At 47.6% G+C, this 26,694-nt stretch carries 22 protein-coding genes and 3 pseudogenes; 12 read left to right on the forward strand and 13 right to left on the reverse strand.

Going from position 1 to position 26,694, the window contains the following annotated elements; translation table 11 throughout:
- Positions 1-99 precede the first annotated feature (99 nt).
- From hemE to BAMF_RS26190, 5 genes are all read left to right on the forward strand, one after another.
- The gene (gene hemE / locus BAMF_RS26170) at positions 100-1,161 is read left to right on the forward strand and encodes a uroporphyrinogen decarboxylase (RefSeq protein ID WP_013351719.1); all 1,062 of its coding nucleotides are present in this window, start codon (positions 100-102) and stop codon (positions 1,159-1,161) included.
- A gap of 75 nt (positions 1,162-1,236) precedes the next feature.
- Positions 1,237-2,172, forward strand: a complete 936-nt coding sequence (gene hemH / locus BAMF_RS26175) for a ferrochelatase (protein WP_013351720.1) — start codon at positions 1,237-1,239, stop codon at positions 2,170-2,172.
- Positions 2,173-2,199: 27 nt separating this feature from the next.
- Complete coding sequence (hemY, locus tag BAMF_RS26180) at positions 2,200-3,633, forward strand: protoporphyrinogen oxidase (protein ID WP_013351721.1); 1,434 nt, start codon at positions 2,200-2,202, stop codon at positions 3,631-3,633.
- Positions 3,634-3,783: 150 nt separating this feature from the next.
- On the forward strand, positions 3,784-4,356 hold the full coding sequence (locus BAMF_RS26185) for a TetR/AcrR family transcriptional regulator (RefSeq protein ID WP_013351722.1): 573 nt from the start codon (positions 3,784-3,786) through the stop codon (positions 4,354-4,356).
- 71 nt (positions 4,357-4,427) lie between these two features.
- The gene (locus BAMF_RS26190) at positions 4,428-6,761 is read left to right on the forward strand and encodes a YhgE/Pip domain-containing protein (protein WP_013351723.1); all 2,334 of its coding nucleotides are present in this window, start codon (positions 4,428-4,430) and stop codon (positions 6,759-6,761) included.
- A 276-nt stretch (positions 6,762-7,037) separates the two neighbouring features.
- Here the strand turns inward: BAMF_RS26190 and fabHB are convergent, their stop codons facing one another.
- Complete coding sequence (gene fabHB / locus BAMF_RS26195; RefSeq protein ID WP_013351724.1) at positions 7,038-8,015, reverse strand: beta-ketoacyl-ACP synthase III FabHB; 978 nt, start codon at positions 8,013-8,015, stop codon at positions 7,038-7,040.
- A 43-nt stretch (positions 8,016-8,058) separates the two neighbouring features.
- Positions 8,059-8,328 carry a hypothetical protein gene (locus tag BAMF_RS41200; protein WP_041481638.1) on the reverse strand — a complete coding sequence of 90 codons (270 nt, stop codon included), beginning with the start codon at positions 8,326-8,328 and terminating at the stop codon, positions 8,059-8,061.
- Positions 8,329-8,499: 171 nt separating this feature from the next.
- Here BAMF_RS41200 and BAMF_RS26205 point away from each other — a divergent pair, with 171 nt between their 5' ends.
- Positions 8,500-9,531 (forward strand): M42 family metallopeptidase, encoded by a 1,032-nt coding sequence (locus BAMF_RS26205; protein ID WP_014469999.1) that lies wholly within the window; start codon positions 8,500-8,502, stop codon positions 9,529-9,531.
- Positions 9,532-9,570: 39 nt separating this feature from the next.
- Here BAMF_RS26205 and BAMF_RS26210 read toward each other — a convergent pair whose 3' ends face one another.
- The gene (locus BAMF_RS26210) at positions 9,571-10,860 is read right to left on the reverse strand and encodes a cation:dicarboxylate symporter family transporter (protein ID WP_013351726.1); all 1,290 of its coding nucleotides are present in this window, start codon (positions 10,858-10,860) and stop codon (positions 9,571-9,573) included.
- A gap of 232 nt (positions 10,861-11,092) precedes the next feature.
- A complete protein-coding gene (gene yhfH, locus BAMF_RS40625; RefSeq protein WP_014470000.1) occupies positions 11,093-11,227 on the reverse strand; it encodes a protein YhfH in 135 nt (44 codons plus the stop codon).
- 157 nt (positions 11,228-11,384) lie between these two features.
- On the opposite strand from yhfH, the gene BAMF_RS26215 reads away from it, so the two are divergent.
- The 4 genes from BAMF_RS26215 to BAMF_RS26230 all read left to right on the forward strand — a co-directional run bounded on the left by BAMF_RS26215 (position 11,385) and on the right by BAMF_RS26230 (position 15,525).
- Positions 11,385-12,119, forward strand: coding sequence for an MBL fold metallo-hydrolase (locus BAMF_RS26215; RefSeq protein WP_013351727.1), 735 nt, complete (start codon positions 11,385-11,387; stop codon positions 12,117-12,119).
- A gap of 12 nt (positions 12,120-12,131) precedes the next feature.
- Entirely contained in the window at positions 12,132-13,127 is a 996-nt protein-coding gene (gene lplJ / locus BAMF_RS26220; protein WP_013351728.1) for a lipoate--protein ligase LplJ, read from the forward strand.
- Between the two features lie 80 nt (positions 13,128-13,207).
- Entirely contained in the window at positions 13,208-13,852 is a 645-nt protein-coding gene (locus BAMF_RS26225) for an SDR family oxidoreductase (RefSeq protein ID WP_014470001.1), read from the forward strand.
- A gap of 131 nt (positions 13,853-13,983) precedes the next feature.
- A complete protein-coding gene (locus BAMF_RS26230) occupies positions 13,984-15,525 on the forward strand; it encodes a fatty acid--CoA ligase family protein (protein WP_013351730.1) in 1,542 nt (513 codons plus the stop codon).
- A gap of 49 nt (positions 15,526-15,574) precedes the next feature.
- Here BAMF_RS26230 and BAMF_RS26235 read toward each other — a convergent pair whose 3' ends face one another.
- Complete coding sequence (locus BAMF_RS26235; protein WP_013351731.1) at positions 15,575-15,970, reverse strand: hypothetical protein; 396 nt, start codon at positions 15,968-15,970, stop codon at positions 15,575-15,577.
- 154 nt (positions 15,971-16,124) lie between these two features.
- On the opposite strand from BAMF_RS26235, the gene BAMF_RS26240 reads away from it, so the two are divergent.
- The gene (locus tag BAMF_RS26240) at positions 16,125-17,375 is read left to right on the forward strand and encodes a M48 family metallopeptidase (RefSeq protein WP_013351732.1); all 1,251 of its coding nucleotides are present in this window, start codon (positions 16,125-16,127) and stop codon (positions 17,373-17,375) included.
- Positions 17,376-17,412: 37 nt separating this feature from the next.
- On the opposite strand, the gene BAMF_RS26245 is transcribed toward BAMF_RS26240, so the two are convergent.
- Positions 17,413-18,561: a S8 family peptidase gene (locus tag BAMF_RS26245; protein ID WP_013351733.1), complete on the reverse strand. Its 1,149-nt coding sequence runs from the start codon at positions 18,559-18,561 to the stop codon at positions 17,413-17,415.
- Positions 18,562-19,027: 466 nt separating this feature from the next.
- Here BAMF_RS26245 and BAMF_RS26250 point away from each other — a divergent pair, with 466 nt between their 5' ends.
- Complete coding sequence (locus tag BAMF_RS26250) at positions 19,028-19,888, forward strand: ABC transporter substrate-binding protein (RefSeq protein ID WP_013351734.1); 861 nt, start codon at positions 19,028-19,030, stop codon at positions 19,886-19,888.
- Positions 19,889-19,903: 15 nt separating this feature from the next.
- Here BAMF_RS26250 and BAMF_RS26255 read toward each other — a convergent pair whose 3' ends face one another.
- The 7 genes and pseudogenes from BAMF_RS26255 to BAMF_RS26280 all read right to left on the reverse strand — a co-directional run bounded on the left by BAMF_RS26255 (position 19,904) and on the right by BAMF_RS26280 (position 26,673).
- A complete protein-coding gene (locus BAMF_RS26255) occupies positions 19,904-20,479 on the reverse strand; it encodes a histidine phosphatase family protein (RefSeq protein WP_013351735.1) in 576 nt (191 codons plus the stop codon).
- Positions 20,480-20,529: 50 nt separating this feature from the next.
- A complete protein-coding gene (locus BAMF_RS26260; RefSeq protein WP_013351736.1) occupies positions 20,530-21,621 on the reverse strand; it encodes an acetyl-CoA C-acyltransferase in 1,092 nt (363 codons plus the stop codon).
- Positions 21,609-23,044: pseudogene (locus tag BAMF_RS26265) on the reverse strand (acyl-CoA synthetase). Before BAMF_RS26265 ends, BAMF_RS26260 begins: the two are co-directional and overlap by 13 nt.
- A gap of 9 nt (positions 23,045-23,053) precedes the next feature.
- Positions 23,054-23,611, reverse strand: a complete 558-nt coding sequence (locus tag BAMF_RS26270) for a biotin transporter BioY (protein ID WP_013351738.1) — start codon at positions 23,609-23,611, stop codon at positions 23,054-23,056.
- 130 nt (positions 23,612-23,741) lie between these two features.
- Positions 23,742-24,257, reverse strand: coding sequence for a methyl-accepting chemotaxis protein (locus tag BAMF_RS42190; protein WP_373418731.1), 516 nt, complete (start codon positions 24,255-24,257; stop codon positions 23,742-23,744).
- 291 nt (positions 24,258-24,548) lie between these two features.
- A pseudogene (locus BAMF_RS42195) lies at positions 24,549-24,916 on the reverse strand (protoglobin domain-containing protein); the annotation flags it as partial.
- A gap of 233 nt (positions 24,917-25,149) precedes the next feature.
- Positions 25,150-26,673 (reverse strand): annotated as a pseudogene (locus BAMF_RS26280) (FAD-dependent oxidoreductase).
- Positions 26,674-26,694: the final 21 nt, after the last annotated feature.

Here is a 26,694-nt window from a genome sequence, read left to right on the forward strand (position 1 = left end):
CATTAAGCCTCAATTCTATACCATTTTGAAAAAACAAGGTATAGTGTAATGGGCGAAGAACACGAACGTATGGTTGCAGGAGGAAAGGTGGAAATTCAGATGAGTAAACGAGAAGCGTTTAATGATACGTTTTTAAAAGCGGCACGGGGAGAAAAAGCGGGTCACGTCCCTGTCTGGTACATGAGACAGGCGGGGAGGTCGCAGCCGGAATACCGCAAGCTGAAGGAAAAGTACGGCCTGGTTGAAATTACGCATCAGCCCGAGCTGTGCGCGTATGTGACAAGACTCCCGGTCGAGCAGTACGGAGTGGACGCTGCCATTTTATATAAAGATATTATGACGCCGCTTCCTTATATCGGAGTGGATGTTGAAATTAAAAACGGAATCGGGCCGGTGATCGATCAGCCGGTGCGCTCTGCTGCGGATATTGACAAGCTCGGCGAACTGAATCCCGAACAGGATGTTCCTTACGTGCTGGAAACGATCCGATTACTCGTAAACGAACAGCTGAATGTCCCGCTCATCGGTTTTTCGGGAGCGCCTTTTACGCTGGCCAGTTATATGATTGAAGGCGGGCCTTCTAAAAATTACAACAAAACAAAAGCGTTTATGCACAGTATGCCGCAAGCGTGGCAGATGCTGATGGACAAGCTCGCGGACATGATTATCGTTTATGCGAAAGCGCAGATTAACGCCGGCGCGAAAGCCATTCAGATTTTTGATTCATGGGTCGGCGCGCTGAACCGCGAAGATTACCGGATGTATATCAAACCGGTGATGGACAGAATTTTCCGGGAGCTTTCAGCAGAACAAGTTCCGCTGATCATGTTCGGCGTAGGCGCAAGCCATCTGGCCGGAGATTGGCATGACCTTCCTCTTGACGTTGTCGGTCTTGATTGGAGACTCAGCATAGATGACGCCAGAAAACAAGGCATCACAAAAACGGTTCAGGGCAACCTTGATCCGTCGCTTCTTCTTGCGCCTTGGGAAGTCATCGAGGAAAAAGCGAAAGCGATACTTGATCAGGGCATGAAAACGGACCGGTTTATTTTCAATTTAGGACACGGCGTATTCCCTGATGTAAATCCGGATACGCTGAAAAAGCTGACGGCGTTTGTGCATGAATACTCCGCAGCCAAAAAAACGGAACGATCTTCCTGAGCAGATCGTTGGTTATAAGGAGATTTTCCTGTCAAAATCAAGATAGACAGACCATCAAAAGAGGTGTTTAACAAAATGAGCAGCAAAAAGAAAATGGGACTTCTTGTCATGGCTTACGGAACGCCTTACAAAGAAGAGGACATAGAGCGTTATTATACACATATCAGACGCGGAAGAAAGCCGGAGCCGCATATGCTTCAAGACTTAAAAGACAGATATGAGGCGATCGGAGGCATTTCGCCACTCGCAAAAATTACGCAGGAGCAGGCGGAGAAGCTCGGACAGCGTTTAAATGAAATTCAGGATGATGTAACATTCAAAGTGTACATCGGATTAAAACATATTGAACCGTTTATTGAAGATGCGGTGGCGGAGATGCATAAAGACGGCATTACAGAAGCTGTCAGCCTTGTGCTCGCCCCTCATTTTTCAACATTCAGCGTCAAGTCTTACAACAAACGCGCGAAAGAAGAAGCGGACAAGCTCGGCGGCTTGACCATCAAGTCGGTTGAGAGCTGGTATGATGAACCGAAATTCGTTGATTATTGGGTCACCCAAGTGAAGAAAACGTATGACTCCATGCCGAAAGAAGAACGGGATGATGCGATGCTGATCGTCTCAGCGCACAGCCTTCCTGAAAAAATTAAAGAATACGGCGATCCGTATCCTGACCAGCTGGAGGAATCCGCAAAACTGATAGCCGAAGGCGCCGGAATTACCGATTACGCAGTCGGCTGGCAGAGCGAAGGGAACACCCCTGATCCGTGGCTCGGGCCGGATGTGCAGGATCTCACGCGCGAGCTGTATCAAAAGCATCCTTATAAAGCATTTGTATATGTGCCCGCAGGCTTCGTTGCCGATCATTTAGAGGTGCTTTACGATAATGATTACGAATGCAAAGCTGTGACCGATGAAGTCGGCGCAAGCTACTATCGTCCGGCTATGCCGAACGCACAGCCTGAATTTATCGACGCGCTTGCAGCGGTCGTGCTGAAAGAGCTGGACAAGTAGAATTAAACGGTAAAGAAGGCGATAAAAATGAGTGGCGATAAAAAACATCTGGTCATCATCGGCGGCGGCATAACGGGATTAGCCGCCGCCTTCTACATGGAAAAAGAAATCAAGGAAAAACAGCTGCCGCTTGAGATTACTTTGATCGAAGCAGGCCCGCGAGCGGGCGGGAAAATTCAGACGGCCCATAAAGACGGCTACATCATCGAGCGGGGGCCGGATTCTTTTTTGGAAAGGAAAAAAAGCGCTCCGCAGCTCGTGAAGGATCTGGGGCTTGAGCATCTGCTCGTCAACAATGCGACCGGCCAGTCTTACGTGCTTGTCAACGAGACGCTTCATCCGATGCCGAAGGGCGCGGTGATGGGCATCCCGACAAAAATCGCTCCGTTCATCTCCACCGGCTTATTTTCTGTTCCCGGAAAAGCGCGGGCGGCGCTGGATTTTGTCCTGCCTGCGAGCAAACCGAAGGAAGATCAGTCTCTGGGTGAGTTTTTCCGCAGACGCGTCGGTGACGAAGTTGTTGAGAATTTAATAGAACCGCTGTTGTCTGGGATTTATGCCGGAGATATTGATAAGCTGAGCCTTATGTCCACGTTTCCGCAATTCTATCAGACTGAGCAAAAGCACAGAAGTCTGATTCTCGGCATGAAAAAATCGCGTCCGCAGCCTTCGGGACAGCAGCTGACGGCCAAAAAGCAGGGCCAGTTTTTAACACTGACGACAGGCCTTCAAACTTTGGTGGAGGAGCTGGAAAAGCAGCTTACACTGACAAAGGTGATGAAAGGCACGAAAGTTACCCATATCGGCCGCGAGGAGAAGGGATATTCCGTGACGCTTGATAACGGCAGTGTGCTGCATGCGGAAGGATGCATTGTGACAGCGCCGCATAAAGCCGCGGCGAAAATGCTTTCTGATTTGCCGGCGGTGTCATGTCTCAAAGACATGCATTCTACGTCCGTTGCCAACGTCGCCTTAGGTTTTCCGGAGGGAGCCGTCAAGATGGAGCATGAAGGTACGGGATTCGTTATCTCAAGAAACAGCGATTTCTCCATCACGGCCTGCACATGGACGAATAAAAAATGGCCGCACGCGGCGCCGGAGGGCAAAACGCTTCTCAGGGCGTACGTTGGAAAGGCCGGAGATGAATCCATCGTAGATCTTTCAGATAACGAGATCATTAAAATCGTAATGGAAGATTTGAAAAAAGTAATGAAAATCAATGGCGAACCGGAAATGACCTGTGTCACCCGCTGGAACGAAAGCATGCCGCAGTACCATGTCGGCCATAAAGAGCGCATCAAAGAGTTCAGAGATGAGCTGAAAGCTTCCTATCCGGGTGTATACGCGACGGGCGCATCTTTTGAAGGGGTGGGCATCCCCGACTGTATCGACCAGGGAAAAGCCGCAGTATATGATTCACTGGCTTATTTATTTGAAACGTACCAGCCTCCGTTATCTTAAAACGGGGGTTTTTTTTTGCATGTTCCCGTTCTGTAAAGGGAACACCATTATAGAGAAAAAACATTTGAATCTTCTTCGCGACTGTGATAAGTTATCTTATGTACAAAATGACTAAAACGTTCAAACGGTCAATTTAACGAGGTGGGAAACATGTCCGTCGATCGGAAAAAGCTCATTCTGGAAGCGGCAACGAAATCTTTTACGCAATTCGGCTACAAAGCAACGACAATGGATCTGGTGGCAAAGCTTGCAAACGTGGGGAAGGGAACCATCTACACGTTCTTCAAAAACAAAGAAGAGCTGTTTGATGATATTTTCACCACTATTTTAAGAGAAATGAAGGAACACGCTGACGAAGCGATGAAACCGGAGCTTTCATTTCATGAAAATGTCCATCGGGCGCTGGTCGCGATTTTGGAATTCAGAAAAACACACCAGCTGACTATTAAAATTTTTCAGGAGAACGCCGAGATTGGTACAATTGCCGTTCAGGATGTCATTGCGAAAATGGAGCGGGCCATTCTGTCATACATTAAAGAAAAGATAGAATGTGCCATTGAAAACGGGAGCATTAAACCGTGCGATCCGGAGCTCACCGCTTTTGTGATGCTCAAACTCTACATCGCGCTGATATTTGACTGGGAAAAAAACCATCCGCCTCTTGAAAAAGAGACGATCGCCGAATTGCTGGAAATCTATGTCGGTCAAGGATTATCTAAATAGATGATCCTTCACTTTTTAGGTGCCGTGACCGTTTTGTCAAATGAGTCAGTTTGCGGAAGGAGGCAACAGGGTTGAATACAATAAAAAGCCAGTGGAAAGACATTGTAACGAGCAAGAAACTGTTAATCCCCATCATTGCCATATTATTCGTTCCGCTGATCTACAGCGGAGTGTTTTTGAAGGCGTACTGGGATCCGTACGGCACGGTGGATCAGCTGCCGGTTGTCGTTGTCAACCAGGATAAAGGGGCAGACTACGAAGGGAAACATCTTCAGATCGGTGACGATCTTGTAAAAGAGTTAAAGAAAAATGATAATTTTGATTGGCATTTTTCAAGCGATCTTGATCAATCGCTAAAGGACTTATTAAATGCTAAATATTATTTATTGGTCGAGATTCCTGAAGATTTTTCTAAAAACGCCAGCACGGTAATGGATAAAAATCCGAAGAAGCTGGATCTGAAGTATCATACGAATGCCGGTTCCAACTATGTCGGCGCGACAATCGGTGAAAAGGCGATCGATAAATTGAAAGCCTCAGTGTCGAAAGAAGTGACGGAGCAATACGCAAAAGTCATTTTTGACAACTTTAAAGATATTGCCAAAGGACTCGGCAAAGCCAGCAGCGGCGCCAAGAAAATAGACGATGGCACAAAAAGCGCGAAAGACGGCAGCGCCAAGCTGAAGGAAAATTTAGCGAAACTCACTGAAAGCACCGCAACCATCAGCGATAAAACGCAGCAGCTTACAGACGGCGCAGCAAAAGTGACAAGCGGAATTCAAACGCTTGACAGCTCTATCGCAAAACTCCAGAGCGCAAGCGCCGAAATTCAAGACAAATCAGGACAGATTGCTTCAGGCGGAGGCCAAGTGGCCAGCGGGCTGAAAACGAGCCTTGACGGGCATAAGCAGCTCCAGCAAAAGCTTCCGGATTTAACGAATGGTTTAAGCGTGTTAAACAGCAAGGCGCAGGAAGTATCGCAAAAAGCGGCGGCATTTGAAGATGCCATCAATTCCGTCAACCTGTCAGATATAGAAAAAGCCGTTGGGCAGCTCGAACAGACTGAAAAGGAATTGCAGCAGTTTAAGAAGAAGCTTTCTGATCTGAAAAACAGCCTCGATGCCCGGGATAACGCGGTCAAAAAGGTGATTCAGGACAGTGATTTCTTAACGGATGAGCAAAAAGCAAAACTTGTTCAGCTTCTGAATGAGAAGCTTCCGAAAGCTGACCTTCCGGATTTAGACAATATCGTCAGCCAGCTTCCGTCCGGCGGAGATATTCAGCTTCCGGATATGTCAGTCATTAAAAGCGCGCTCCAAGATGTAAAAGCGAAGGCTGATCAGCTGAAAGCACTGCCTCAGTCCACTTCGAAACTGTATAACGGTGCAGCGGCGGTACAAGACGCGATTAACCAGCTGACAGCGGGAACTGATAAATTGTACAGCGGAGCACAGACAGTTTTTGAAAGCCAAAACAAACTGACGGCCGGTATCGGCGAATACAACAGCAAGTTCGGCCAGCTCAAATCAGGATCTGAAGCGCTAGTGTCAGGGAGCGGCCAAGTGTCAGGCGGCTTAACGAAGCTGCTGGATGCGCAAAACAAAATCCATGACGGCTCATCCAAAATTGAGCAGGGTCAAGCGTCTCTCGGCACCGGTTTAAGCAAGCTTTTAGACGGTACCGGACAATTGTCCAGCCAGCTGAAAGATGCGGCCGATCAAACCGGAGACATTAAGACAGATGACAAAACGTACAGCATGATCGCCGATCCGGTAAAAACGGACGATAACGCGATTCATTCCGTGCCTAACTACGGTACCGGACTGACGCCATATATTCTCTCTATGGGCTTATATGTCGGCGGATTGATGCTGACGGTCGTATTCCCTCTGAGTGAAGCTTCAGGGCGTCCGAGAAACGGTTTTGAATGGTTCCTCAGCAAATTCAGCGTCATTCTGCTTGTCGGACTGATTCAATCCGTTATTGTCGCAACGGTTCTGTTAAAAGGAATCGGGCTTGATGTGGAAAGCACTTGGAGATTCTATCTCTTTACGATGATTACCAGCATCGCGTTCTTGTCCATGATTCAATTATTGGCGACAACGATGGGAAATCCGGGACGCTTTATCGCTGTCATCATTCTGGTGCTCCAGCTCGGGGCAAGCGGAGGAACCTTCCCGCTCGAACTCCTGCCGGGATTCTATCAAGTGATTCACGGCGCACTGCCGATGACTTACAGCATCAACGGATTCCGTGCCGTCATTTCAAATGGCGATTACGGCTACATGTGGCAGCAGGCATCGGTTCTATTGGGCATCGCCGTTGTCATGATCACACTGACCATCGTGTACTTTACGGTAAAAAGCAAAAAAGAACACAAAGCGGAAGAAGAAATAACAGCATAAGAAATAGAGGCTCTGAGCAAATGCTCAGGGCCTCTTTTATTCAAAAGAGAAGATACAGAGGTTCAGGCTTCCGAAAGGGCTTTTTACGGTTAAACACGTTAAAGAGGAATGTCCCGAACAGATGAACCCCGTTACAGCGCCTGTCAGCATAGGAGCGGGCAGCATGACATTTACACGTAAACGATGCCCTGGTTTCACTTGCCGGACTTGCGGGTTTTTTATTGATCAATCTGAAAAAAGCATCATTCTCATTATAGAGAGTGATGCTTTTGTTTATTAAAATCCCCATCTTACCAACAGTCCGGTATACGTCAATCCGCCGCCGAACCCGAATAATACCAGGGTCTGGCCTTCCGACAGCTTTTTCGCTTTCACGGCTTCATCCAAAGCGAGAATAATAGAAACAGATGAGGTGTTGCCGTAATATTCAACACTTGTCAGTGTCCGTTCAGCCGGGAAGGGAAGTTTTTCACAGATTGATTCTATCATCCGCATGTTGGCGCTGTGAGGAACGAACCAATCCAGATCGTCTTTTGAAAAGCCGGCTTTTTCTAAAAGGACGTTGAATTCCTCTGGTACAGTTCTGACCGCCCATTTATATACTTCTCGGCCGTTTTGCACCATGTTTCCTCCGCCCTTAAGCGGCTGGCCGTTTAATTCAGCGCTCAGTCCCGTCCGATACAGCACGTCCGCGCCGCTTCCGACCGTTCCTTGCACGGCTGCCAAAAAGCCCGGAGCTGCTTCATCACGTTCCACCAATAGGGCGCCAGCAGCGTCTCCGAACAGGACACAGGTCGACCTGTCAGTATAATCCGTTACTTTTGATAATGTTTCACCGGCAATCACGATCACTTTTTGATGAGTTCCGGCGGTAATTAATGCGTCTGCGAGCTGAAGGCCGTAAGTGAGCCCGGCGCATGTGGCGTTTATATCAAGCGCCCCCGTGTGCGGCCAGCCGAAGTAAGCCTGCACGCGTGCCGCTGTGCTTGGAAACGCATAGTCCGCCGTCGTTGTAGCCACAAGGATCATATCGACATCATTAAGGGTTCCGCTGTATCGTTCTGCAAGGTTTTTCACCGCTTCAATACATAAATCCGATGTGAATTCATGTTCGCCGGCAATGCGTCTTTCCTTCATGCCGGTGCGCTGGACGATCCATTCATCAGATGTATCGACGATGCGCTCCAAATCCGCGTTTGTTAATCGGCGTGCCGGAGCATATGTACCGATTGCTGTAATTTTAGATTTTGACATTATGATTCACTCCTTTATAATCAGATTATAACACCAGATATTATTACTTGGTACTAATTTTAATAAAAAAACCCAAGCAGCATCCGCTGGTTGGGGAGCATGAGACATCTATTTGTGAAACGGGTTTGTGTGAAACATTACCAATGACGGCAGCAGTGACGGCAGTGATGGCGGCATGAATGATGATGCTTTCTTTCTTTTTTCTTTTTACAATGTTCCTCTTCTTTTTTACATGGTTCTTCTTCTTTTTTACAGCACCAGAAGGAGTCTTCATCAAACCAATCATCTTCAAACCAATCCTTAAACCAATCATTACGACACCTTTTCCGCTTGTGCGGTTTACGGCTGATCATACATTTCCCTCCTATTCCCATGCTCCCTTCATCTTATGAAAAAAGAGAAGGAAAAGATTGGACGGGTTGTGGATCAAAAGAGTATATTTTAAGAAGAATAAAATTGATAGGAGGAATGACCTGTGGAAAATATGAAACATACGATGGAACTGATTAAGAAACTGGTGTCGATTCCGAGTCCGACGGGCAATACATACGAGGTTATCGCATATACAGAAAGTCTTTTAAAAGACTGGGGCGTCTCATCTTACAGAAACCGCAAAGGCGGTCTTTTTGTCACAATTCCCGGCCGTGATGACAAGAAACACAGACTGCTGACGGCGCATGTCGATACGCTCGGCGCAATGGTAAAGGAAATAAAGGCGGACGGCAGGCTGAAGATCGACTTGATCGGGGGTTTTAGATACAACTCGATTGAAGGAGAATATTGCGAGATTCAAACTTCTTCCGGCAAAACCTATACAGGCACCATCTTAATGCATCAGACTTCAGTGCACGTCTACAAGGATGCCGGCAAGGCAGAGCGGAATCAGGAGAATATGGAAGTCCGTCTTGATGAGCATGTACGGACGAAAGAAGAGACGTCCGATCTCGGCATCAGAGTCGGCGATTTCATCTCATTTGACCCGCGCGTGCAGATCACGCCGAGCGGTTTTATTAAGTCCCGTCATCTTGATGACAAAGCGAGTGTGGCTCTGCTCCTGGATTTAATCCGCCGCATCACTGAAGAGAAGATCGACCTTCCATATACAACGCATTTTCTGATCTCTAATAATGAAGAAATCGGCTACGGCGGCAATTCCAACATTCCCCCTGAAACTGTCGAATACTTGGCTGTTGATATGGGAGCAATCGGCGACGGCCAGTCTACGGATGAATATACCGTCTCCATTTGCGTGAAGGATGCGAGCGGCCCGTACCATTATCAGCTCAGAAAACATCTGGCCGGGCTTGCGGAGCGCTATGGCATTGACTATCAGCTTGATATTTATCCGTATTACGGCTCTGACGCCTCAGCAGCCATCCGTTCGGGCCATGACATTGTCCACGGACTGATCGGCCCGGGAATTGACGCTTCACACGCCTTTGAACGCACGCACGAATTATCGCTTCTGAATACGGCGAAGCTTTTGCACCGGTATGTTCTGTCTCCGATGGCATAAAAAAACCTGCGCGGAATAATTTCCGTGCAGGTTTTTCGTTTAACCTGAAATGGTGGTGTTTTGTTCTGTTTTGGCGAGGCTCATGACCTTCGCGCCTTTAACGGGATCATACTGGCCTTCCCATTTTGACATTACAACGGATGCCAGCGCGTTTCCGGTCAGATTGACGACCGTACGGGCCATGTCCATAATCCGGTCAACACCGGCGATGAATGCAAGACCTTCTGCAGGAACGCCGATTGTGCCGAGTGTCGCAAGCAGGACGACGAAAGAAGTCCCGGGCACGGCAGCCATTCCTTTGGAAGTGACCATCAAGACGAGCACAAGGGTAAGCTGCTGCCAAATGGACAAGTCAATGTGGTATACCTGAGCGAGGAATAAAGCGGCGATAGATTGGTACAGCACAGAACCGTCTAAGTTAAAGGTATATCCGATCGGCACAACAAAGGAAACAATACCTTTCGGACAGCCGATTTTCTCCATTTTCTCCATAACGCGGGGAAGTACAGTTTCGGAGCTTGACGTACTGAACGCCAATAAAATTTCATCCTTCATATAGGCAAGGAATTTGAAAATGTTAACCCCAGCAAGCTTTCCGACGATTCCGAATACAACAATGAGAAAGAAAGCCAGAGCTACATATACTAAACCGACCAGTTTACCGAGTGAAAGCAGGGAACTGAGTCCAAATTTGGAAACGGTAACACCAATCAATGCAAAAACGCCAAACGGAGCAACTTTCATGACCAGGTTCACAACGTGGAACATTGCATTAGAAACACCTTCAAAGAAGGCCAGTACAGGCTTTCCTTTTTCTCCGATTGCCGAGATGCCGAGTGCAAAAAGCACGGTAAAGCAGATGATGGCAAGCAGATCTCCTTCAGCCAATGACTGGAAGAAGTTTGTCGGTACAATATGCAGGAATGTGTCCGCTACGGATTTACCGCTTTGTTCTTTTTCTGTTTCAACATATTGACTGATATCTGTTTTTTGAGCTTCATGTATATTAACGCCAGCCCCCGGTTGAAAAAGATTCGCCAGAGCGAGTCCGAGAATAATGGCAAAAGTAGTAATGATCTCAAAATACAAAATCGTTCTGAAGCCTAATTTTCCGACCTGTTTTCCGCTTCCCGCGCCGGCAACGCCGATGATTAAGCTGGAGACGACAATTGGAATCACTATCATTTTGATTAAGCGTAAAAACAAATCGCCAATAGGCTGTAAAAAAGTTGGAACAGCGGGATTGCCATACCAGATGACACCGACTACAACCCCTAGTATGAGTCCGACGAAAATTTGCGTCGCTAATCCAAAACGTAATTTTTTCATAGATTACCTCCCGAAGAAAAAAGTGCAATAAGTATCTAAAAAGATAGCTATTAGAACAAATTATAATAGAAAAGAAAACAATCCGTCTATAGAAAAATATAGATTGAAAATACTGAATTGTTCAAAACATACAGATTATTGCTAATAATGGTGAATAACGCCCTATTCAGAAAGTATGATACCGGCCGTAAAAAAAGGCGCCGCACATCTTCGAATGTGCAGCGCCCTTTTGTTACATATCCTTTATTTTCAAGCAATTGTCACAAACATTTCCATAGCATTCATGCTGTTCAGCTATTTCTTTGCCGCATTCCGCACACTTTTTACCGGGTAGATTTCTAAAAAATTCTGTTATTTTATCCAACATACCCATCCCTCTTTCATTGTTTTGTCTTTACATTGTATTATAACAGTTTGTGAAAATCAACGGCTGTTTTGACACAATGTTTAAAACATGCAATTTGTACGAAAAATAGGTATATTGAAGGAAAGAGTCTTTTTATCCTAAACATTCGGAGGACGATATGAAAGTTACAGTTATTGGATGCTGCGGCGGGTTTCCGGCCGCAAATGAAGCAACTTCAGGCTACCTGTTTCAGTCCGGCGGTTATTCTCTTCTGGTCGATTGCGGAAGCGCCGTATTATCAAAGCTGTTTGCCTATGTTCCGGCAGAAGAGCTTGATGCCGTCATTTTGTCTCATTATCATCATGATCACATCGCTGATATCGGGCCGCTTCAATTTGCCAAGCAGGTCGGCTCTTTTCTTGGAAAAGGAACGGATGCGCTGCCGATTTACGGGCATGATGCTGATATAGAACAGTTTGAGCGTCTTACATATAAAACGCATACAAAAGGAGTGGCTTATCAGCCGGACCGCCCGCTTTCTGCCGGGCCGTTCACCATTACCTTTCTGAAAACGGTGCATCCGGTCACTTGTTATGCGATGCGTATTACCGACGGTACAGCAACCGTTGTGTATACGGCTGATTCAAGCTATCAGGACGCGTTCATTCCGTTTGCGGAAAATGCCGATCTGCTGATTTGCGAGTGCAATTTTTACGCGCACCAAGACGGCGCGCCGGCAGGCCATATGAACAGCACGGAAGCCGGACGTATCGCGCGGGAGGCCGGAGCGGGAGAACTGATTCTCACGCATCTGCCGCATTTCGGCGAGCACCTAAAGCTGAAAGAAGAAGCGGAATCCGTATTCGGGGGAAAAGTGACGATCGCGGCTTCCGGATTGAAGTGGGAGAAATAAAGGAGGAGCACCATGTTATTTATTGACAACCAAAACATAACCGACCCGAGGATCAACCTCGCAATCGAAGAATATTGCGTGAAGCATCTCGACCCTGAACAGACATACCTGCTGTTTTATGTCAATCAGCCGTCGATTATCATCGGGAAGAATCAAAATACAATAGAAGAAATTAATACGAAATACGTAGAGGATAACGGAATCATCGTCGTCCGCAGACTGTCAGGAGGCGGCGCGGTTTATCACGATCTCGGGAATCTGAATTTCAGTTTTATCACAAAAGATGACGGAGACAGCTTTCACAATTTTAAAAAATTCACCGAACCCGTCATTCAGGCGCTGCGCCAGCTCGGGGTCGAAGCTGAATTAAGCGGCCGAAACGATATCGTCGCCGATGGCAGAAAAATTTCCGGCAACGCTCAATTTTCGACGAAAGGGCGTATTTTCAGCCACGGAACATTAATGCTGGATTCCGCCATTGACCATGTTGTATCAGCGCTGAAAGTGAAAAAAGACAAAATCGAATCAAAGGGCATTAAATCAATCAGAAGCCGTGTCGCCAACATCAGCGAGTTTCTTGATGACAAAATGACGGCTGATGAATTCAAAAAACACCTGCTTCACCATATTTTTAATACAAATGATCTTTCCGAAGTGCCGGAATATAAGCTGACCGATGAAGACTGGAAAGTGATCCGGAAGATTTCTGAAGAGCGCTATCAAAACTGGGACTGGAATTTCGGCAGGTCGCCGGCATTTAATCTTCAGCATTCCAAACGTTATCCGGTCGGGTCGATTGATCTGCGCCTTGAAGTGAAAAAAGGAATCATTCAAGACTGCAAAATTTTCGGGGACTTCTTCGGTGCGAAAGATGTAAGTGAAATCGAACAGGCGCTGACCGGAAAACAATATGACAGAACCGCTATCAGAGAGGCGCTGGCCGGGATTGATCTGAAACAGTATTTCGGCAAAATAGAGCTGGAAGATTTCCTCGAATTGATTTATTAGAACATTTGCCGATCGCATGATTTGAAAGGGCGGCCGCTCTTGTGAAATGATAGAACCATAATAAATAAGGAGGGATCATGATGAAAGTATTTCTCATCGGAGCGAACGGACAGATCGGACAGCGGCTGACCGGGCTGTTTCAAAAAGACGGTACGCATACCTTGCGGGCAATGGTCCGGAAAGAAGAGCAGAAAGAAGCGCTTCAAGCGGCGGGAACAGAAGCCGTTCTTGCCGATCTGGAAGGAAGTGCGGAAGACATCGCGAAAGCCGCCGAGGGCTGTGACGCGATTGTATTTACCGCCGGATCAGGAGGAAGCACCGGACACGATAAGACGCTTTTGATTGATCTTGACGGAGCGGCGAAAGCGGTAGAAGCTGCAAAGAAAGCCGGCATCAAGCGGTTTATTATGGTGAGCGCCCTTCAGGCTCATAACCGCGCCAATTGGAATGAAGCACTGAAGCCGTATTATGTTGCAAAGCATTATGCGGACAAAATTCTTGAAGCGAGCGGTTTGACGTATACGATTATCCGTCCCGGCGGGTTATTAAATGATCCGGGCACGGGCAATATTAAAGCCGCCGCTGATTTAGAAAGAGGGTCCATTTCAAGAGACGATGTCGCCAATACGGTTATCGCATCCCTTGATGAACCGAATACGTATGAAAAAGCGTTCGATCTGACGGCGGGCAGCACGCCGGTCAGAGAAGCGCTGAAACAATTATAATTTCCGGTTTTACGGCACTCGGGGCTTTTTGCCCTTGAGTGTTTTTCTATATTTTTCTATAATGAAAGTGAACATTTATTCCGGAGAAATGAATGACTATTCATTCATTACATTTTTAAAGGGGTGGGAAAATGAATCTGGTTTCCAAATTGGAAGAAACGGCATCGCAGAAACCGGAAAAACCAGCTTGTCTGTTTCAAGATCAGTACATGACGTATCAGGAGCTGGCAGGTAAAATCGAAGCATTTGCAAACGGATTGGAGGACAGGGGACTGAAAAAAGGGGATCATCTCGCGCTGCTTCTCGGAAATACGCCTGATTTTGTCATTGCGTTTTTCGGTGCGTTGAAAGCGGGAGTCGTCGTCATTCCTGTTAATCCGGCATACACACCTTCAGAAATCGCGTATATGCTGAAAAACGGCGATGTCAAAGCGATCGCCGGCATTGATCTTTTAATTCCCGTATTTGAAAGCCTGCACGGCTCGCTGCCGCTGCTGGAGCATATCATCATCAGTCAGACCGCAGAGAACGCTCCATCGACAGAAGACCCTCAATTGCGCTTAAAAATGACAACGTTTACAAAAATGCTCCGTCCGGCGGAGCGCAGCAGAACCTATCCGGTATTGTCCAAAGATGATACGGCCGTCATTTTATACACCTCAGGGACGACGGGAAAACCGAAAGGCGCCATGCTCACCCATCAGAATCTTTTTTCCAACGCAAATGATGTCGCCGGATACTTAGGAATGAATGAGAAAGATAAAATTGTGGCCGCACTGCCGATGTTTCACGTTTTTTGTTTAACCGTTTGTATGAATGCGCCTCTGATGAGCGGAGCGTGTGTATTAATTGAACCGCAGTTCAGCCCGGCATCTGTCTTTAAACTGATTAAACGCCGGCAGGCAACCATTTTTGCAGGCGTACCGACGATGTATAACTATCTGTATCAATATGAGCACGGCAAGGCGGAGGATTTTGCGTCCGTCAGACTGTGCATTTCAGGCGGCGCTTCCATGCCGGTCGCTCTGTTGCAGACATTTGAACAAACCTTTGACGTCACCATTCTGGAGGGGTACGGACTTTCTGAAGCGTCTCCGGTTACTTGTTTCAATCCGTTTGACCGGGGGAGAAAGCCCGGCTCGATCGGGACGAATATTTTGCATGTCGAAAATAAAGTCGTCGATACGCTCGGTCGCGAACTGCCTGACCATCAAGTGGGGGAATTGATCGTGAAAGGGCCGAATGTGATGAAGGGCTATTACAAGATGCCCGAGGAGACGGAGCACGCGCTGAAGGACGGCTGGCTGTACACGGGTGATTTGGCGAAACGCGATGAAGACGGTTATTTTTATATTGTCGACAGAAAAAAAGATATGATTCTTGTCGGCGGTTACAACGTCTATCCCCGCGAAGTAGAAGAAGTGCTCTACAGCCATGAGGGCATTAAAGAAGCCGTGGTCATCGGCGTTCCCGACGCCAAAACGGGTGAAGCGGTGCATGCTTATATTGTGCCTGCGGACGGTGAACTGACAGAACAGGCCGTTTTTGATTACTGTGAGCAGCATTTGGCAAAATATAAGCGTCCGGCGGAAGTGATTTTTCTTGATGAGATTCCGAAGAATGCGACCGGGAAGCTGCTGAGACGGGCGGTACGGGACATGCTTCCGAAATGACAGACGAAAAGCGAAGCCGGGGGCTTCGCTTTTACATGAACTGATCCGGTCAGCTCTGCGATTCTTCCTTAATGATGCTTTGCACAAGCTTCGTATCATGCCGGGTCAGTTTGTAATACGTGTTTTTATACTTGTACAACATATAATTGCCGCTTTCGAGCCACATGCTGAATGAATCAAAACGGTCTTCATGGTATTTGACCGTTCCGTCGTAATCAGGAGACACGCTTTTGGTCAGTTTGACTTGTTTTCCTTGATTCAAGATATCGAGCATATCTTTTACATTCTGCCTGTCTTTAATTTTAATTTCTTTTTTTCCGTGCTCAGACAGAATAATCAGATCTGCGTTGCTTGATGTAAATACATCGCCGGTCCGGCTGTATACATAGAAGAAAGCAATAACCAAAAGGGCGATAACTACGATAAACGCGATTATTTTTTTCATATTCATCACTCCGTCTTTTAGTCTTTCCCGCTTCCTGTTGTTCCATTCTTTTCTGTTGTGAAAAGATTAACATCTGTTTTGGAGGCTTGGTTCTATTTATTTGCATTTATGCTTACAATAGGAGTAAGTCATAAGGGTAAGGAGGGAGACTTCCATGCGCAAATGGATAGCGGCAGCGGGACTTGCCTATGTGCTGTACGGCCTTTTTTTCTATTGGTATTTCTTTATGACAGGAGACTCCGCCGTCCCGGAGGCCGTAAAGGGAACGAAAGCTGATCCGTCCTCGTTTATGGACCCGGGCCGCCTGGCAGCCGCTGAAAATTATTCAAATGTAAAGGATTTTTTATTTTTTATCGGGGCGCCGTTAGATTGGTTTTTATTTTTTCTGCTGCTGATTACGGGGCTTGCCAAAAAAATAAAGCAATGGCTGGAAGCAGCGGTGCGCTTTCGGGTGCTGCAAATCGTAAGCTTCGTATTTGTGATTTCACTCATCGTTACGGCGGCTTCGCTTCCGCTTGAGTGGATCGGATACCGGGTTTCGCTTGCGTATCATATTTCGACGCAGACAACAGCCAGCTGGATCAGAGATCATGTCATTGATTTCTGGATCAGTTTTCCGCTGTTCGCCGTGTGTGTGCTTGTGTTTTACTGGCTGATCACAAAGCATACAAAAAAATGGTGGTTTTACGCTTGGTGTCTTACGGTGCCGTTTACCCTGTTTTTGTTTTTCCTGCAGCCTGTCGTGATTGATCCTTTATACAATGATTTCTATCCGTTGAAAGACAAGGAGCTTGAAAGCAAAATTTTGTCGCTTGCCGACAAGGCCGATATTCCGGCTAGCCATGTTTATGAAGTAAATATGTCGGAGAAAACGAATGCGCTGAATGCGTATGTGACGGGCATCGGCTCGAATAAGCGCATCGTTTTGTGGGATACGACGCTTAACAAACTGAAGGATCAGGAAATTTTGTTCATTATGGGGCATGAGATGGGGCACTATGTCATGAAGCACGTGTACATCGGACTGGCCGGGTATCTGCTGCTGTCATTGGTTGGGTTCTATATCATTGACAAGCTTTACAGGCGGATGTCCAAATCCTTTGGCCGAATGCTTCATATAAAGGGGCCTGAAGATCTGGCCGCTCTCCCGCTGTTATTGCTGCTTATATCCGTGCTCAGTTTTGCTTCTGATCCGATTACGAATGCCGTCTCCCGGTATCAGGAAAACGCCGCCGACCGTTACGGCATTGAGCTGACCGGAAACCGGGAAGCGGCGATTGAGACGTTTCAGGACTTGGCCGTTACGGGACTGAGCCGGGTCAACCCGCCGTTTCTCGTTAAAATTTTCAGAGGGAGCCATCCGTCGATTATGGAGCGGATTGAACATGCGGAGGAAGAAAAATAATAAAAAACCGGCGGGGCCAAGGCCGGTTTTTTATGTTTTACTGAGCTGCCGCCTGTACGTTGATCAGCCCTTTTCCATAGTAGAAAGAATCACCAAGTTTTGTAGTGGTGTTTTCTAAACTGCTGCGGACTTGAGTGTTTGTCCAGTTCGGGTGCTTAGAAAGAATCAAAGCAGCCGCTCCGGCAACGTGCGGAGATGCCATTGACGTACCGTTGTACGCCCCGTATTTGTTTCCAGGAAGCGTGCTTTGGATAGATACGCCAGGTGCCATGACATCAAGCTCAGGTCCTACGCTTGAGAAAGATGCTCTTTGGTTGCTGCTGTCAACAGCGCCTACTGCAATGACAGAAGGGTATTTACCAGGGTAGCCCACTGTGCTTGAGCTGCCGGAAGTGCCTTCGTTACCGGCTGCCGCAACGACTACGACGCCGGATGCAACGGCTTTATCAACTGCCGCTTTTAAAGCAGCAGAACCAGAAGGTCCGCCGAGGCTCATGTTAATAACGTCCATATTGTTTGCGATCGCCCACTCGATTCCGTTAATGATCCAGCTGTATTGGCCGGAACCGTCAGCACCGAGAACTTTTACAGCGTAAAGTGATGCGCTTGGCGCAACGCCTAATACACCGATTGAGTTATTAAGAGCCGCAACTGTGCCGGCAACGTGAGTTCCGTGAGAGTTGTTGTCTTGGAAAGGATTTGTTTCAGAAGGAACCATGCTGGCTCCGCCTGCTACCTTTAAATCAGGATGAGAAGAATCGATACCGCTGTCGATAACCGCTACTTTAACATTTGATCCAGTGTAGCCTTGAGAGTGCAGAGCAGGGGCTTTAATTTGTGATACGCCGTAAGGCACGGACTGCGCGTACGCATGTGCTACGTGATCTTCTTCAACGTAAGCGACGCTCGGGTCTTTTTTCAATTCTTTTACAGCTTTTTCGTTTAATGTAGCTGAAGCTGCGTCTACATATTTGAATTGCTTTTGCACTTTCCCGCCTTTTTCAGAAATGACATCTTTCTTCTTAGCGGCGCTCATCGTGCTCATTGTCTGTTTAAACCCGACAATATATTTCTTTTCCCCGTTTGATTTCCCTGCCGCCTGGGCAGAGGATGTGCTGCCGAACGCCATCGTAAAGATTAACGCTAAAGCAAACAGCAAACTGATCCATACTTTTTTGCCTCTCACTCTTTATCCTCTCCTTTTTTTCATTTGCAGAATAACCAATAGACAGATTATTCTGTGTATTAATTGTATAGTATGGAATAATATTTTAGTAGACCCAATTTTTTTCAGATTGTTTTATTTCTATTTAGGTATATCATCTCTCTTTCGTTTCGTAGGAACTCGAAATATTTAAATTTTAATGGAAAAAACCGATGGATGGACATGAGTAAATGTACACAGGAGCAATCACTCGCTTGTTTCCTGGGTCGAACGGTTTGTTTCCATTTTTGGGGGTTGTTCCAAAAACAGGATAAATGTCATCTTTTGTTGAATACAGAAGACTGATGGAAACGTAAGCGAAATCAGTCTTTGGCTTTCTTGACCGAGAAAAGCTGTGAAACCATTTTATAAAAATAATGATAATGAATATCATTGATGTTGATATTGTCAATGATATAATTGCGGAAAAACGAAAGAGGGGGAACTGATGAAACCGATTTTCAGTATGCTGCTGATCTTATCCGTCCTCTTCATACCGGCATGTTCAGAACCGGAACATGAGACCGCCATCAGACATGATCTCGGGACCGCGCATGTGGCAGCGCACCCGCAGCGCGTCGCCGTATTGAATCCGGGCTTTATTGATACCCTCCATGATCTCGGCATAAAGCCGGCGGCTGCGGCCGATGACCCGTCAAAGTCTGTCGGCACCCGATCACATCCCGACCTGAAAAAGATCGCTTCTTTAAAACCCGATCTCATCATTGCAGATTCTAGCCTGCACAGAGGGATATACAATAAGCTGACGAAGATCGCTCCGACAATCGCTTTGAAAAATGAAGATGCGGATTATCAGGATGCGGTTGACGCTGCCTTGACCATTGAAAAAGCGGTCGGTAAAAAGGACATCATCGAGAAACAATTATCGGCTCAGGAAGAAAACCTGAATGAAATCAAAAGAAAGCTGGATGCAGAAGGCGGCTCGATTTTATTAATCGACGCTGCAAATGGCGGCATTTCCGTAAAGAATGATCAGTTTTTCACGTCCCGGCTTTTGGCGCTCACGGGGTTTACATATGCAATCCAGACAGCTTCCGGGAAGAAAAACGATCATATTAAAATGACGCCCGGGCAGCTTTTGCGTATCGATCCTGATTACATCGTGCTGTTGGGCGGAGAGAAAGAACTCGAAAAACATCTGCTCTGGAAACAGCTGACAGCCGTGAAAAATGGACGCGTCTACCGCGCGGACAGGGCGGTTTGGACGGAGCGGCGGAGTATTGACGGTGCGGACGCCATATTACATGATCTTCAGAAAAAAATGCTCGCCAAAAAGGCCCGACACTGAGTGCGGGCCTTTTTATTATGATTCCGAAAGGTGGCTGCTTACATTGTAATCTTTGACGCGCCACTTATTTTCAATCCGTTCGATATTGCTCAGGCATGCATTGACAAGCTTTGCATTTTGTATGTCGGTGTCACCGTCAGAAATGGCAGACAAGAGGGCGTGGATGGCTGCGCCGTGAGCGACGATCAGTACCTTTTGGTCAGGAAACCGTTCCTGAACTTTTACTAAACCGGCCAGCATTCTGTCTGTCAGTTCCTCTGCGGTCTCCATGTTCGGGTAGTTTTTATCCGGGTAGCACTCTGACCGTTCCGGTAAAGACATTCCTTCCGCATCACCGTAGTTCCGTTCTCTGAAATCTTCCATGACGACAACGGGAAGATTCAAAAATCCGTTAATAATGTCAGCTGTTTTTCTGGCCCGTTTCATCGGGCTTGAGACGATGACATCCCATTCGAAAACCTTTAAGTATTCTCCTGTTTCTTTCGCCTGACGCTCTCCCGTCGCATTTAACGGAATATCCGTTTTGCCTTGAAGCTTTTTTTGGGCGTTCCAATCAGTCTCTCCATGTCTTACTAAACAAACGGCAGTCATAATGTGTTCACTCCGATCATTTTTTATCAATATCATCTATTATACTGCCGTTACGTTAACACTTCAAAGAGAAGCGCCAGTCCGACTCCGCCCCCGCTGCCGATCGCTGCTGCTGCGTAGCGGGCATCCGGCCGTCTTTTTGCTTCATAAAAAAGCCGGGAGACAAGCGCCGCCCCGGAAGCCCCGTACGGATGCCCGACGGCTAGAGCGCCGCCCCGGACATTTATTTTAGAATATGGCACTTGAAGCTGTTGTGAAAAGACGCATATTTTGACGGCAAACGCCTCGTTGATTTCGTATATATCAATATCATCCGGTGACAGGTTCTGCTCCTTCAAAAGCTTTTTGACGGCATAAACCGGAGCTGCTGACGGATAATGCGGATGGACGCCGCTTACCGTGCTTCCGATAAAACGCAATTTCGGTTTTAAACCGAGGGACCGCGCTTTTTGTTCTTCCATTACACAAACCGCCGCCGCCCCGTCAGAAATGCCGCAGCTGTTGGCGGCGGTGACAGAGCCGCCGGACTGAAAGACGGGTTTGGCGCGGGCGATAAGAGGTTCCATGTTCCGCTTTTTCAGCATGTTTTCGTCAGCGGCGAATCCGTGACACGGGAGGATTTCCTGTCGGTACAGGCCGTCTTCGTGCGCTTTGAAGCTCCGTTCATAGCTGAGGAGGGCATATTCGTCCTGCATTTTTCTCGTGACTGCGTAAGCCTGTGCCGTATACTCGGCTGCTATGCCCATATCAGGATCGCCGATATGTTCAGGTGAAAAACGCGCGCGGGAAGAAAAAGGGGAGCGGCTGCTGCTCTCCGCTCCTCCCGCGATGTACGTGCTCCCCGCGCCGGCTTTTACAAAATGGCACGCGATTCTCATGGCGTCCAGCCCGGAACCGCACTGTCTGTCGATGGTCGTCCCAGGCACGCTCAAAGGAAGCCCGGCCGTCAAGGCTGATAGCCGGGCGAGGTTCCCGCCGCGGCCTGTCGCATTTCCGATCAGAACTTCATCAATGTCTTCTGCCATGTTCCGGCTCAAATAGCGGATCAGCGGAGCTGCTAAATTTTCAGGAAGACAATCTTTTAACAGGCCGTTTTCCCGGGCGAAAATCGTTCGTTTCGCATCCGTAATTACAGCTTCCATTCCATCATGTCCTTTGCCTGCTTTTGTATGGCGGCACGGGCGATCTTTCCGCCGGCTGTTTCCGGTATATCTGAAAACAGCCATTTTTTCGGGATTTTATATGCCGCCAGCTGTTGCGGCACCGTTTCTTCAGGTCCTTTACATTTGCATGCCCATCGATCACCGCAACGGCGATACTGCCCCAATAATCATCGGGAACCCCGGTTACGGCCGCTTTTCTGACACCCGGACAGCCGTTGAGCACACGTTCAATCTCTTCAGGGAACACATTCAGGCCGCCGGATACGATCATCCCGTTTTCACGGCCTTCGATATAAAGATAGCCTTCACTATCGACATACCCCATGTCATCAACCGTCATCCACCCGGAATCATCAGGCTTTGCGCCGTTGATATATCCGGAAAATTTCATCGGGCTGTTCACAAAAATCTTCCCCGTTTCGCCCGGCAGGCAGCGTTCTCCTCCTGGACGGCGGATTTCGATTTTAACATTATCAAACGGCCGGCCCGCCGCGTCAGGCTTTCTCACGCTGTCTTCAGGCGATAAGAATGCCACGAAACTCAGCTCGGACGTTCCGTAAAAATCGTATAATAGCAAATGAGGATAGCGATCTGACAGCGCTTGTTTAGACCAAGCGGGCCAGTCCGCGCCGGAAGAAATTACCTTGAGCGGTTTATCAGGAAACGCCTCGGCCGAGAGCAGGGCGTCCGTCATTGTCGGGACGGTATATAAAACATCAGCTTGTCTCAGCCAGTCTTTTATTCCGGCCGGATTGAATTTTCTTTGAAGGATGACGGTTCCCCCGATAAATAAAGTGCTGACGGCACCGTACAAAAAGTGTGATGAGCGCATCGTGCCCGGTACGAGCACTTTGTCTTTAGGGGAAATACCGAATTCGCGTTTCGTACAAGCAAAGCTCTCCAGCCACGAACGGTGGGAGCGGGTGAAGGCTTTCGGCTTTCCGGTCGATCCCGAGGTGAACCCGGTATAAAAGGGCAGGCCGGCGTTTTTTATAAATGCGCCTTCCGCTTTCTCCGCCTCGATTAAAGGTTTGCATTCATCCCACAGGATAACAGGCGTTTTGACGCCGTCCAGCCTGCCGCTCAGCCGGCGGTCAGCGATGACGACATCGGTGTTGCTGATGTGCAGCTGATCTGCGAATTCCGCCGCTGTCGAGCGGGGGTCTAACGGAATTGCCGTGCAGCCGGCATGCGCCGCGCCTGCGAATAGCTGTAAAAAAGGCATTCCGTTCGGCAGTAAAATCGCAATGTTTTCCGGCTTAACTGAAAGGCTGCCAAGCCAGTTTGCGGTCTGGTTTATAAGTCTATTCCAAGTTTGATAGGTTATCTGTTCTGTTTCTGTCTGAATTGCGATTTTGTCCGGCGTTTGTCCGGCTATATCTGAATATGTTGATGTAATCATGATGTCTCATCAGCTTCCTTTCGTAGGCAAAAGCCGGCTTGCTTGCAGTGTTTTTCTGATTCTTACGGCTGCGAATGAGGCTGCGGCCGCTTTAAGCAGATCTCCGGGCACATAGATGAGGCTGAGCTTTACGGCAGTCATGATGTCAATGTGCATCATAACAGCCTGAACGGGAATGCCGATAGCATACAACAGGAGCACGCCGAACAAAAACTGTCTGATAAACAAATGGGGGACGCTGGCTGAGCGAAGGCCCCGAATACTGAGGCTCAGCAGTAATGCCGCCAGCGGATATGCCACGAGATATCCGGCGCTCGGCCCGAAAAAAACCCCGAACCCGCCTCTTCCCCCTGAAAGGAGAGGCGCTCCGCATGCCACGATCAGCAAAAACAGCAATTGGCTTAAAAACGCCGCTTTCGGTTTTAATATGCTTCCTGATAAAAGCACACCGATCGTCTGGAGCGTAATCGGAACCGGCGTAAAGGATAAGAAAAGTGGCGGAAGCAGCCCCAAAAGTCCCATAATGGCAGCAAACACGGCAATATGCATCATTTCTATTAATTTCATTATGTATTCCTCCAGCTTATCAAAATATGTTTATACAATAAAGCGAGTCTTTATATATGTCAACTTTATTATATTTTAAGTTAACATAAAAAAGACCGGCCCTTTATGAAAAAGGCCGGTCGGTCTAACTTTATTCTTCTGTGAGGATAACAAGTGAATCAACGGATGATGCAACGTGGGAAACGGCGCGGCTGACTTCTTGCAGGCCGCCGAGAAAGGCTTGTAAATCAACGTCGATTTTACCTGTCTGGTCTTTGCTCGTTTTCATGCTTTGGACGATGTCATCAAACAGACGGTTGATCTGCGTCATTTTTTCTTTCGTTTCACCTACGAGTCCGTTTACATCTTTAATATGTTTAGAGACGATGTTGATTTGCGTATTGGTATTGTTCACAAGCTCTGATACGGTGGAAACGGTTTTTTTCGTATCCTCTGAAAGCTTTCTTACCTCTGTCGCGACAACGGCGAAGCCTTTGCCGTGCTCTCCGGCTCTCGCGGATTCTATTGAGGCGTTTAATGACAGGAGATTCGTTTGCTCGGCGATCCCCGTCACGATGCCGAAGATTTTTTCGATCTGCTGGGCAATGTCATTCAGCTTATCCATTTCTTCTTCAATCTGCAGAAGGCTGGCGTCGATTTTATTCATTTGCTTTTGCTGGCTTTCAAGCTCTTTTTTTCCGCCGATTGATTTTTCTTCCACATGGACGGAAGTGACGGTGCCGGCTTTTGACGCCTCGGAAATGTCCTCGGATTTATCGACGAGCTCCTGTACGGCTCTGCTCGTTTCTGAAAACAGATCAGCGAGCGATCCGGATGTTTCCTGAATTTTTTGATGAAGACGGGCTTTCTTTTCCTCTTGTTCGTCACGCTGGCAGTTATATTCGGTCTGGAACGCTTCAAGGACGAGCTGCTGTTCAAGATTCAGTATTTTCGTCGTGGCTTTGATCGCTTTTAACAGCTCATGCAAATCCGGGATTGATGCTTCATATATGTTCATCATCGACAGAAGCAGATCCTGAAACGCTCCCATATACCATTTCGGTTCAAGGCCGATCCGCAAGTGGATGGATGCGATGCTTTCTCAATGAATTCATCATCAATCGTACCGGCGAACATCTCGTGGATATGGCGCCGTAATGTTTTTTTCAAGCGCTCGACTGTGCTGTGGTCGTTAATAATCGTCATTAACGATTTTTCGTGATCCAGATTTCGGTAAAAGGAATCGACGATTGTGGAGATATGTTCTTTGATTAGAGGCTGCAGCTCTTCAAGCACATGAAGTTCTTCGTTTCCCAGCCTGACCATTTTCAGCTGCTTTTTGACATCTGCATATTGATTTGAAAGCTCGATGCGTTTTTTGCCATCGGCTTCTGAAAAATAAGCTGTTTCTTTTTTGCGGTCTTTTTTAAATAACAATATAAGTTCCCCCAGATATTCTCTTTTTCTTTTTATCGGTTTGGAAGGAACTTGAATGAAGGAATCTGATGAAAATATTTTAATGCGAAAAAAAATAAAACCATTCGTTCAGAATGGTTTCGTCAATCTTGGGTGATGCGTTTCAGCGGCTTGATGGCGGGGCCTTCGGCAACCTTGCCGTTAGGTGTGAACCGGGAACCGTGACAAGGGCAGTCCCACGTCCGTTCACCATCATTCCATTAAACCTCACAGCCTAAATGGGTGCATGTCGTATCAACAAGATGCAGACAGCCTTTTTCGTCTTTGTAGGCGCCGGCCCGTTTGCCGTTGACCGTTACGATTTTTCCTTCTCCGGGCTGAAGAGCCTCAGGTGAAGCGTCCGGCCTCTCAAGTTTGCCCGAGATAAGGTGTTTGGCTACGTCGGCATTATAGGAAATCAGCTTTTTCAGTCCGGGATCTGCGTGGAAGCGGGACGGAATAAACAGGCCGGAAAACGGGTTCTTTTTGTTTTGGATGTGATCAGCCAAAAGCTTCGCCGCGAGCGCTGAGCTTGTCATGCCCCATTTTTTAAAACCGGTCGCCGCCAAAATATGTTCTTCACCGCCTGAGATCGGGCCGATGAACGGAATTTTGTCAATGGTGACGAGGTCTTGTGCAGACCAATGATATGGGATGCTTTCGACTCCGATTGTATCTTCCGCAAATTGTTTCAGCGCTTCATAATGTTCAGACATTTCGTTTCCTTGGCCTGTTTTGTGGCTTTCGCCGCCGACGAGCACCAGTTCTTCACCGTTCAGCTCTGTATAGCGCAGTGATCTGGACGGCTCGTCTATGCTGAGAAACATACCGCCGGGATACGCTTGTTTCGGTTTTACCGCCAGGGCATAGGATCTGCTGGCATACATTCTCGTGGCATAAAGCCCGCCGCCGTCATAAAAAGGAAAGTGGGAGGAGCACACAATGTAGCTGCACTTGATGCCGTGTCTGTTTTTCGTGACCACTTCCGGCCGCGGTTCTTTTTTAATGTCAATTGCCGCCGTCTGTTCAAAAATCTGCGCCCCGTTTTTGACCATCTCTTTCACGAGCGCCGCGCCATATAAAAGCGGATGGAATTGCGCCTGATTCTTCATGGCGAGGCCGAGCCTGCAATCAACGGGGACGGGAAGTTCTTTTACAAGCTCGTGTTCAATGCCGAGCTTAGTGTAAGCTTCCTGCTCGCTGCGGATTTTTTTGACGCCTGATTCCGTATTGGTGTATATATAGGCGTCTTGTTCAGTCAGTCTGCATTCAATTGAAAGATCCTTGATGATCTGCTTCATATCTTCCATAGCGCGAAGATGGGCTTCGAAATACAGCCTTGCGCTGGTCAGTCCGATCTGCTGAATAAGATCGGCATAGATAAAATCATGCTGGGCAGTGATTTTAGCGGTCGTCCCTGCGGTCGTCCCGTTTAATATCCGGTCCGCTTCTATGACAGCGACACGGAACCCCCTTTTCGTCAGTTCGTATGCCGTTGTCAGGCCCGTAATTCCTCCGCCGATAACCGCAACGTCGCATTCCGTATCTTCAGTCAGGGCGGGAAAGGAAGGAATATCAGCTGTTGCTCTCCAATAGGAAGCAGGTTCCTCGTTTGAAAAAGAAGTCAATTCAGATTACCTCCTCTGTTG

Source organism: Bacillus amyloliquefaciens DSM 7 = ATCC 23350, from assembly GCF_000196735.1.
Classification (GTDB): Bacteria; Bacillota; Bacilli; order Bacillales; family Bacillaceae; genus Bacillus; species Bacillus amyloliquefaciens.

Bases quoted from the DNA above. Each gene is read 5' to 3' on its own strand.
- BAMF_RS26235 (WP_013351731.1), bottom strand. From the start codon at position 15,970: ATGAAAAAAATAATCGCGTTTATCGTAGTTATCGCCCTTTTGGTTATT.
- hemE (WP_013351719.1), top strand. From the start codon at position 100: ATGAGTAAACGAGAAGCGTTTAATGATACGTTTTTAAAAGCGGCACGG.
- BAMF_RS26250 (WP_013351734.1), top strand. From the start codon at position 19,028: ATGAAACCGATTTTCAGTATGCTGCTGATCTTATCCGTCCTCTTCATA.
- BAMF_RS26185 (WP_013351722.1), top strand. From the start codon at position 3,784: ATGTCCGTCGATCGGAAAAAGCTCATTCTGGAAGCGGCAACGAAATCT.
- BAMF_RS26215 (WP_013351727.1), top strand. From the start codon at position 11,385: ATGAAAGTTACAGTTATTGGATGCTGCGGCGGGTTTCCGGCCGCAAAT.
- BAMF_RS26230 (WP_013351730.1), top strand. From the start codon at position 13,984: ATGAATCTGGTTTCCAAATTGGAAGAAACGGCATCGCAGAAACCGGAA.
- BAMF_RS26260 (WP_013351736.1), bottom strand. From the start codon at position 21,621: ATGGAAGCTGTAATTACGGATGCGAAACGAACGATTTTCGCCCGGGAA.
- BAMF_RS26205 (WP_014469999.1), top strand. From the start codon at position 8,500: ATGAAACATACGATGGAACTGATTAAGAAACTGGTGTCGATTCCGAGT.
- BAMF_RS42190 (WP_373418731.1), bottom strand. From the start codon at position 24,257: ATGAATAAAATCGACGCCAGCCTTCTGCAGATTGAAGAAGAAATGGAT.
- hemY (WP_013351721.1), top strand. From the start codon at position 2,200: ATGAGTGGCGATAAAAAACATCTGGTCATCATCGGCGGCGGCATAACG.
- BAMF_RS41200 (WP_041481638.1), bottom strand. From the start codon at position 8,328: ATGATTGGTTTAAGGATTGGTTTGAAGATGATTGGTTTGATGAAGACT.
- BAMF_RS26255 (WP_013351735.1), bottom strand. From the start codon at position 20,479: ATGACTGCCGTTTGTTTAGTAAGACATGGAGAGACTGATTGGAACGCC.
- BAMF_RS26210 (WP_013351726.1), bottom strand. From the start codon at position 10,860: ATGAAAAAATTACGTTTTGGATTAGCGACGCAAATTTTCGTCGGACTC.
- lplJ (WP_013351728.1), top strand. From the start codon at position 12,132: ATGTTATTTATTGACAACCAAAACATAACCGACCCGAGGATCAACCTC.
- hemH (WP_013351720.1), top strand. From the start codon at position 1,237: ATGAGCAGCAAAAAGAAAATGGGACTTCTTGTCATGGCTTACGGAACG.
- BAMF_RS26225 (WP_014470001.1), top strand. From the start codon at position 13,208: ATGAAAGTATTTCTCATCGGAGCGAACGGACAGATCGGACAGCGGCTG.
- BAMF_RS26240 (WP_013351732.1), top strand. From the start codon at position 16,125: ATGCGCAAATGGATAGCGGCAGCGGGACTTGCCTATGTGCTGTACGGC.
- BAMF_RS26270 (WP_013351738.1), bottom strand. From the start codon at position 23,611: ATGAAATTAATAGAAATGATGCATATTGCCGTGTTTGCTGCCATTATG.
- fabHB (WP_013351724.1), bottom strand. From the start codon at position 8,015: ATGTCAAAATCTAAAATTACAGCAATCGGTACATATGCTCCGGCACGC.
- yhfH (WP_014470000.1), bottom strand. From the start codon at position 11,227: ATGTTGGATAAAATAACAGAATTTTTTAGAAATCTACCCGGTAAAAAG.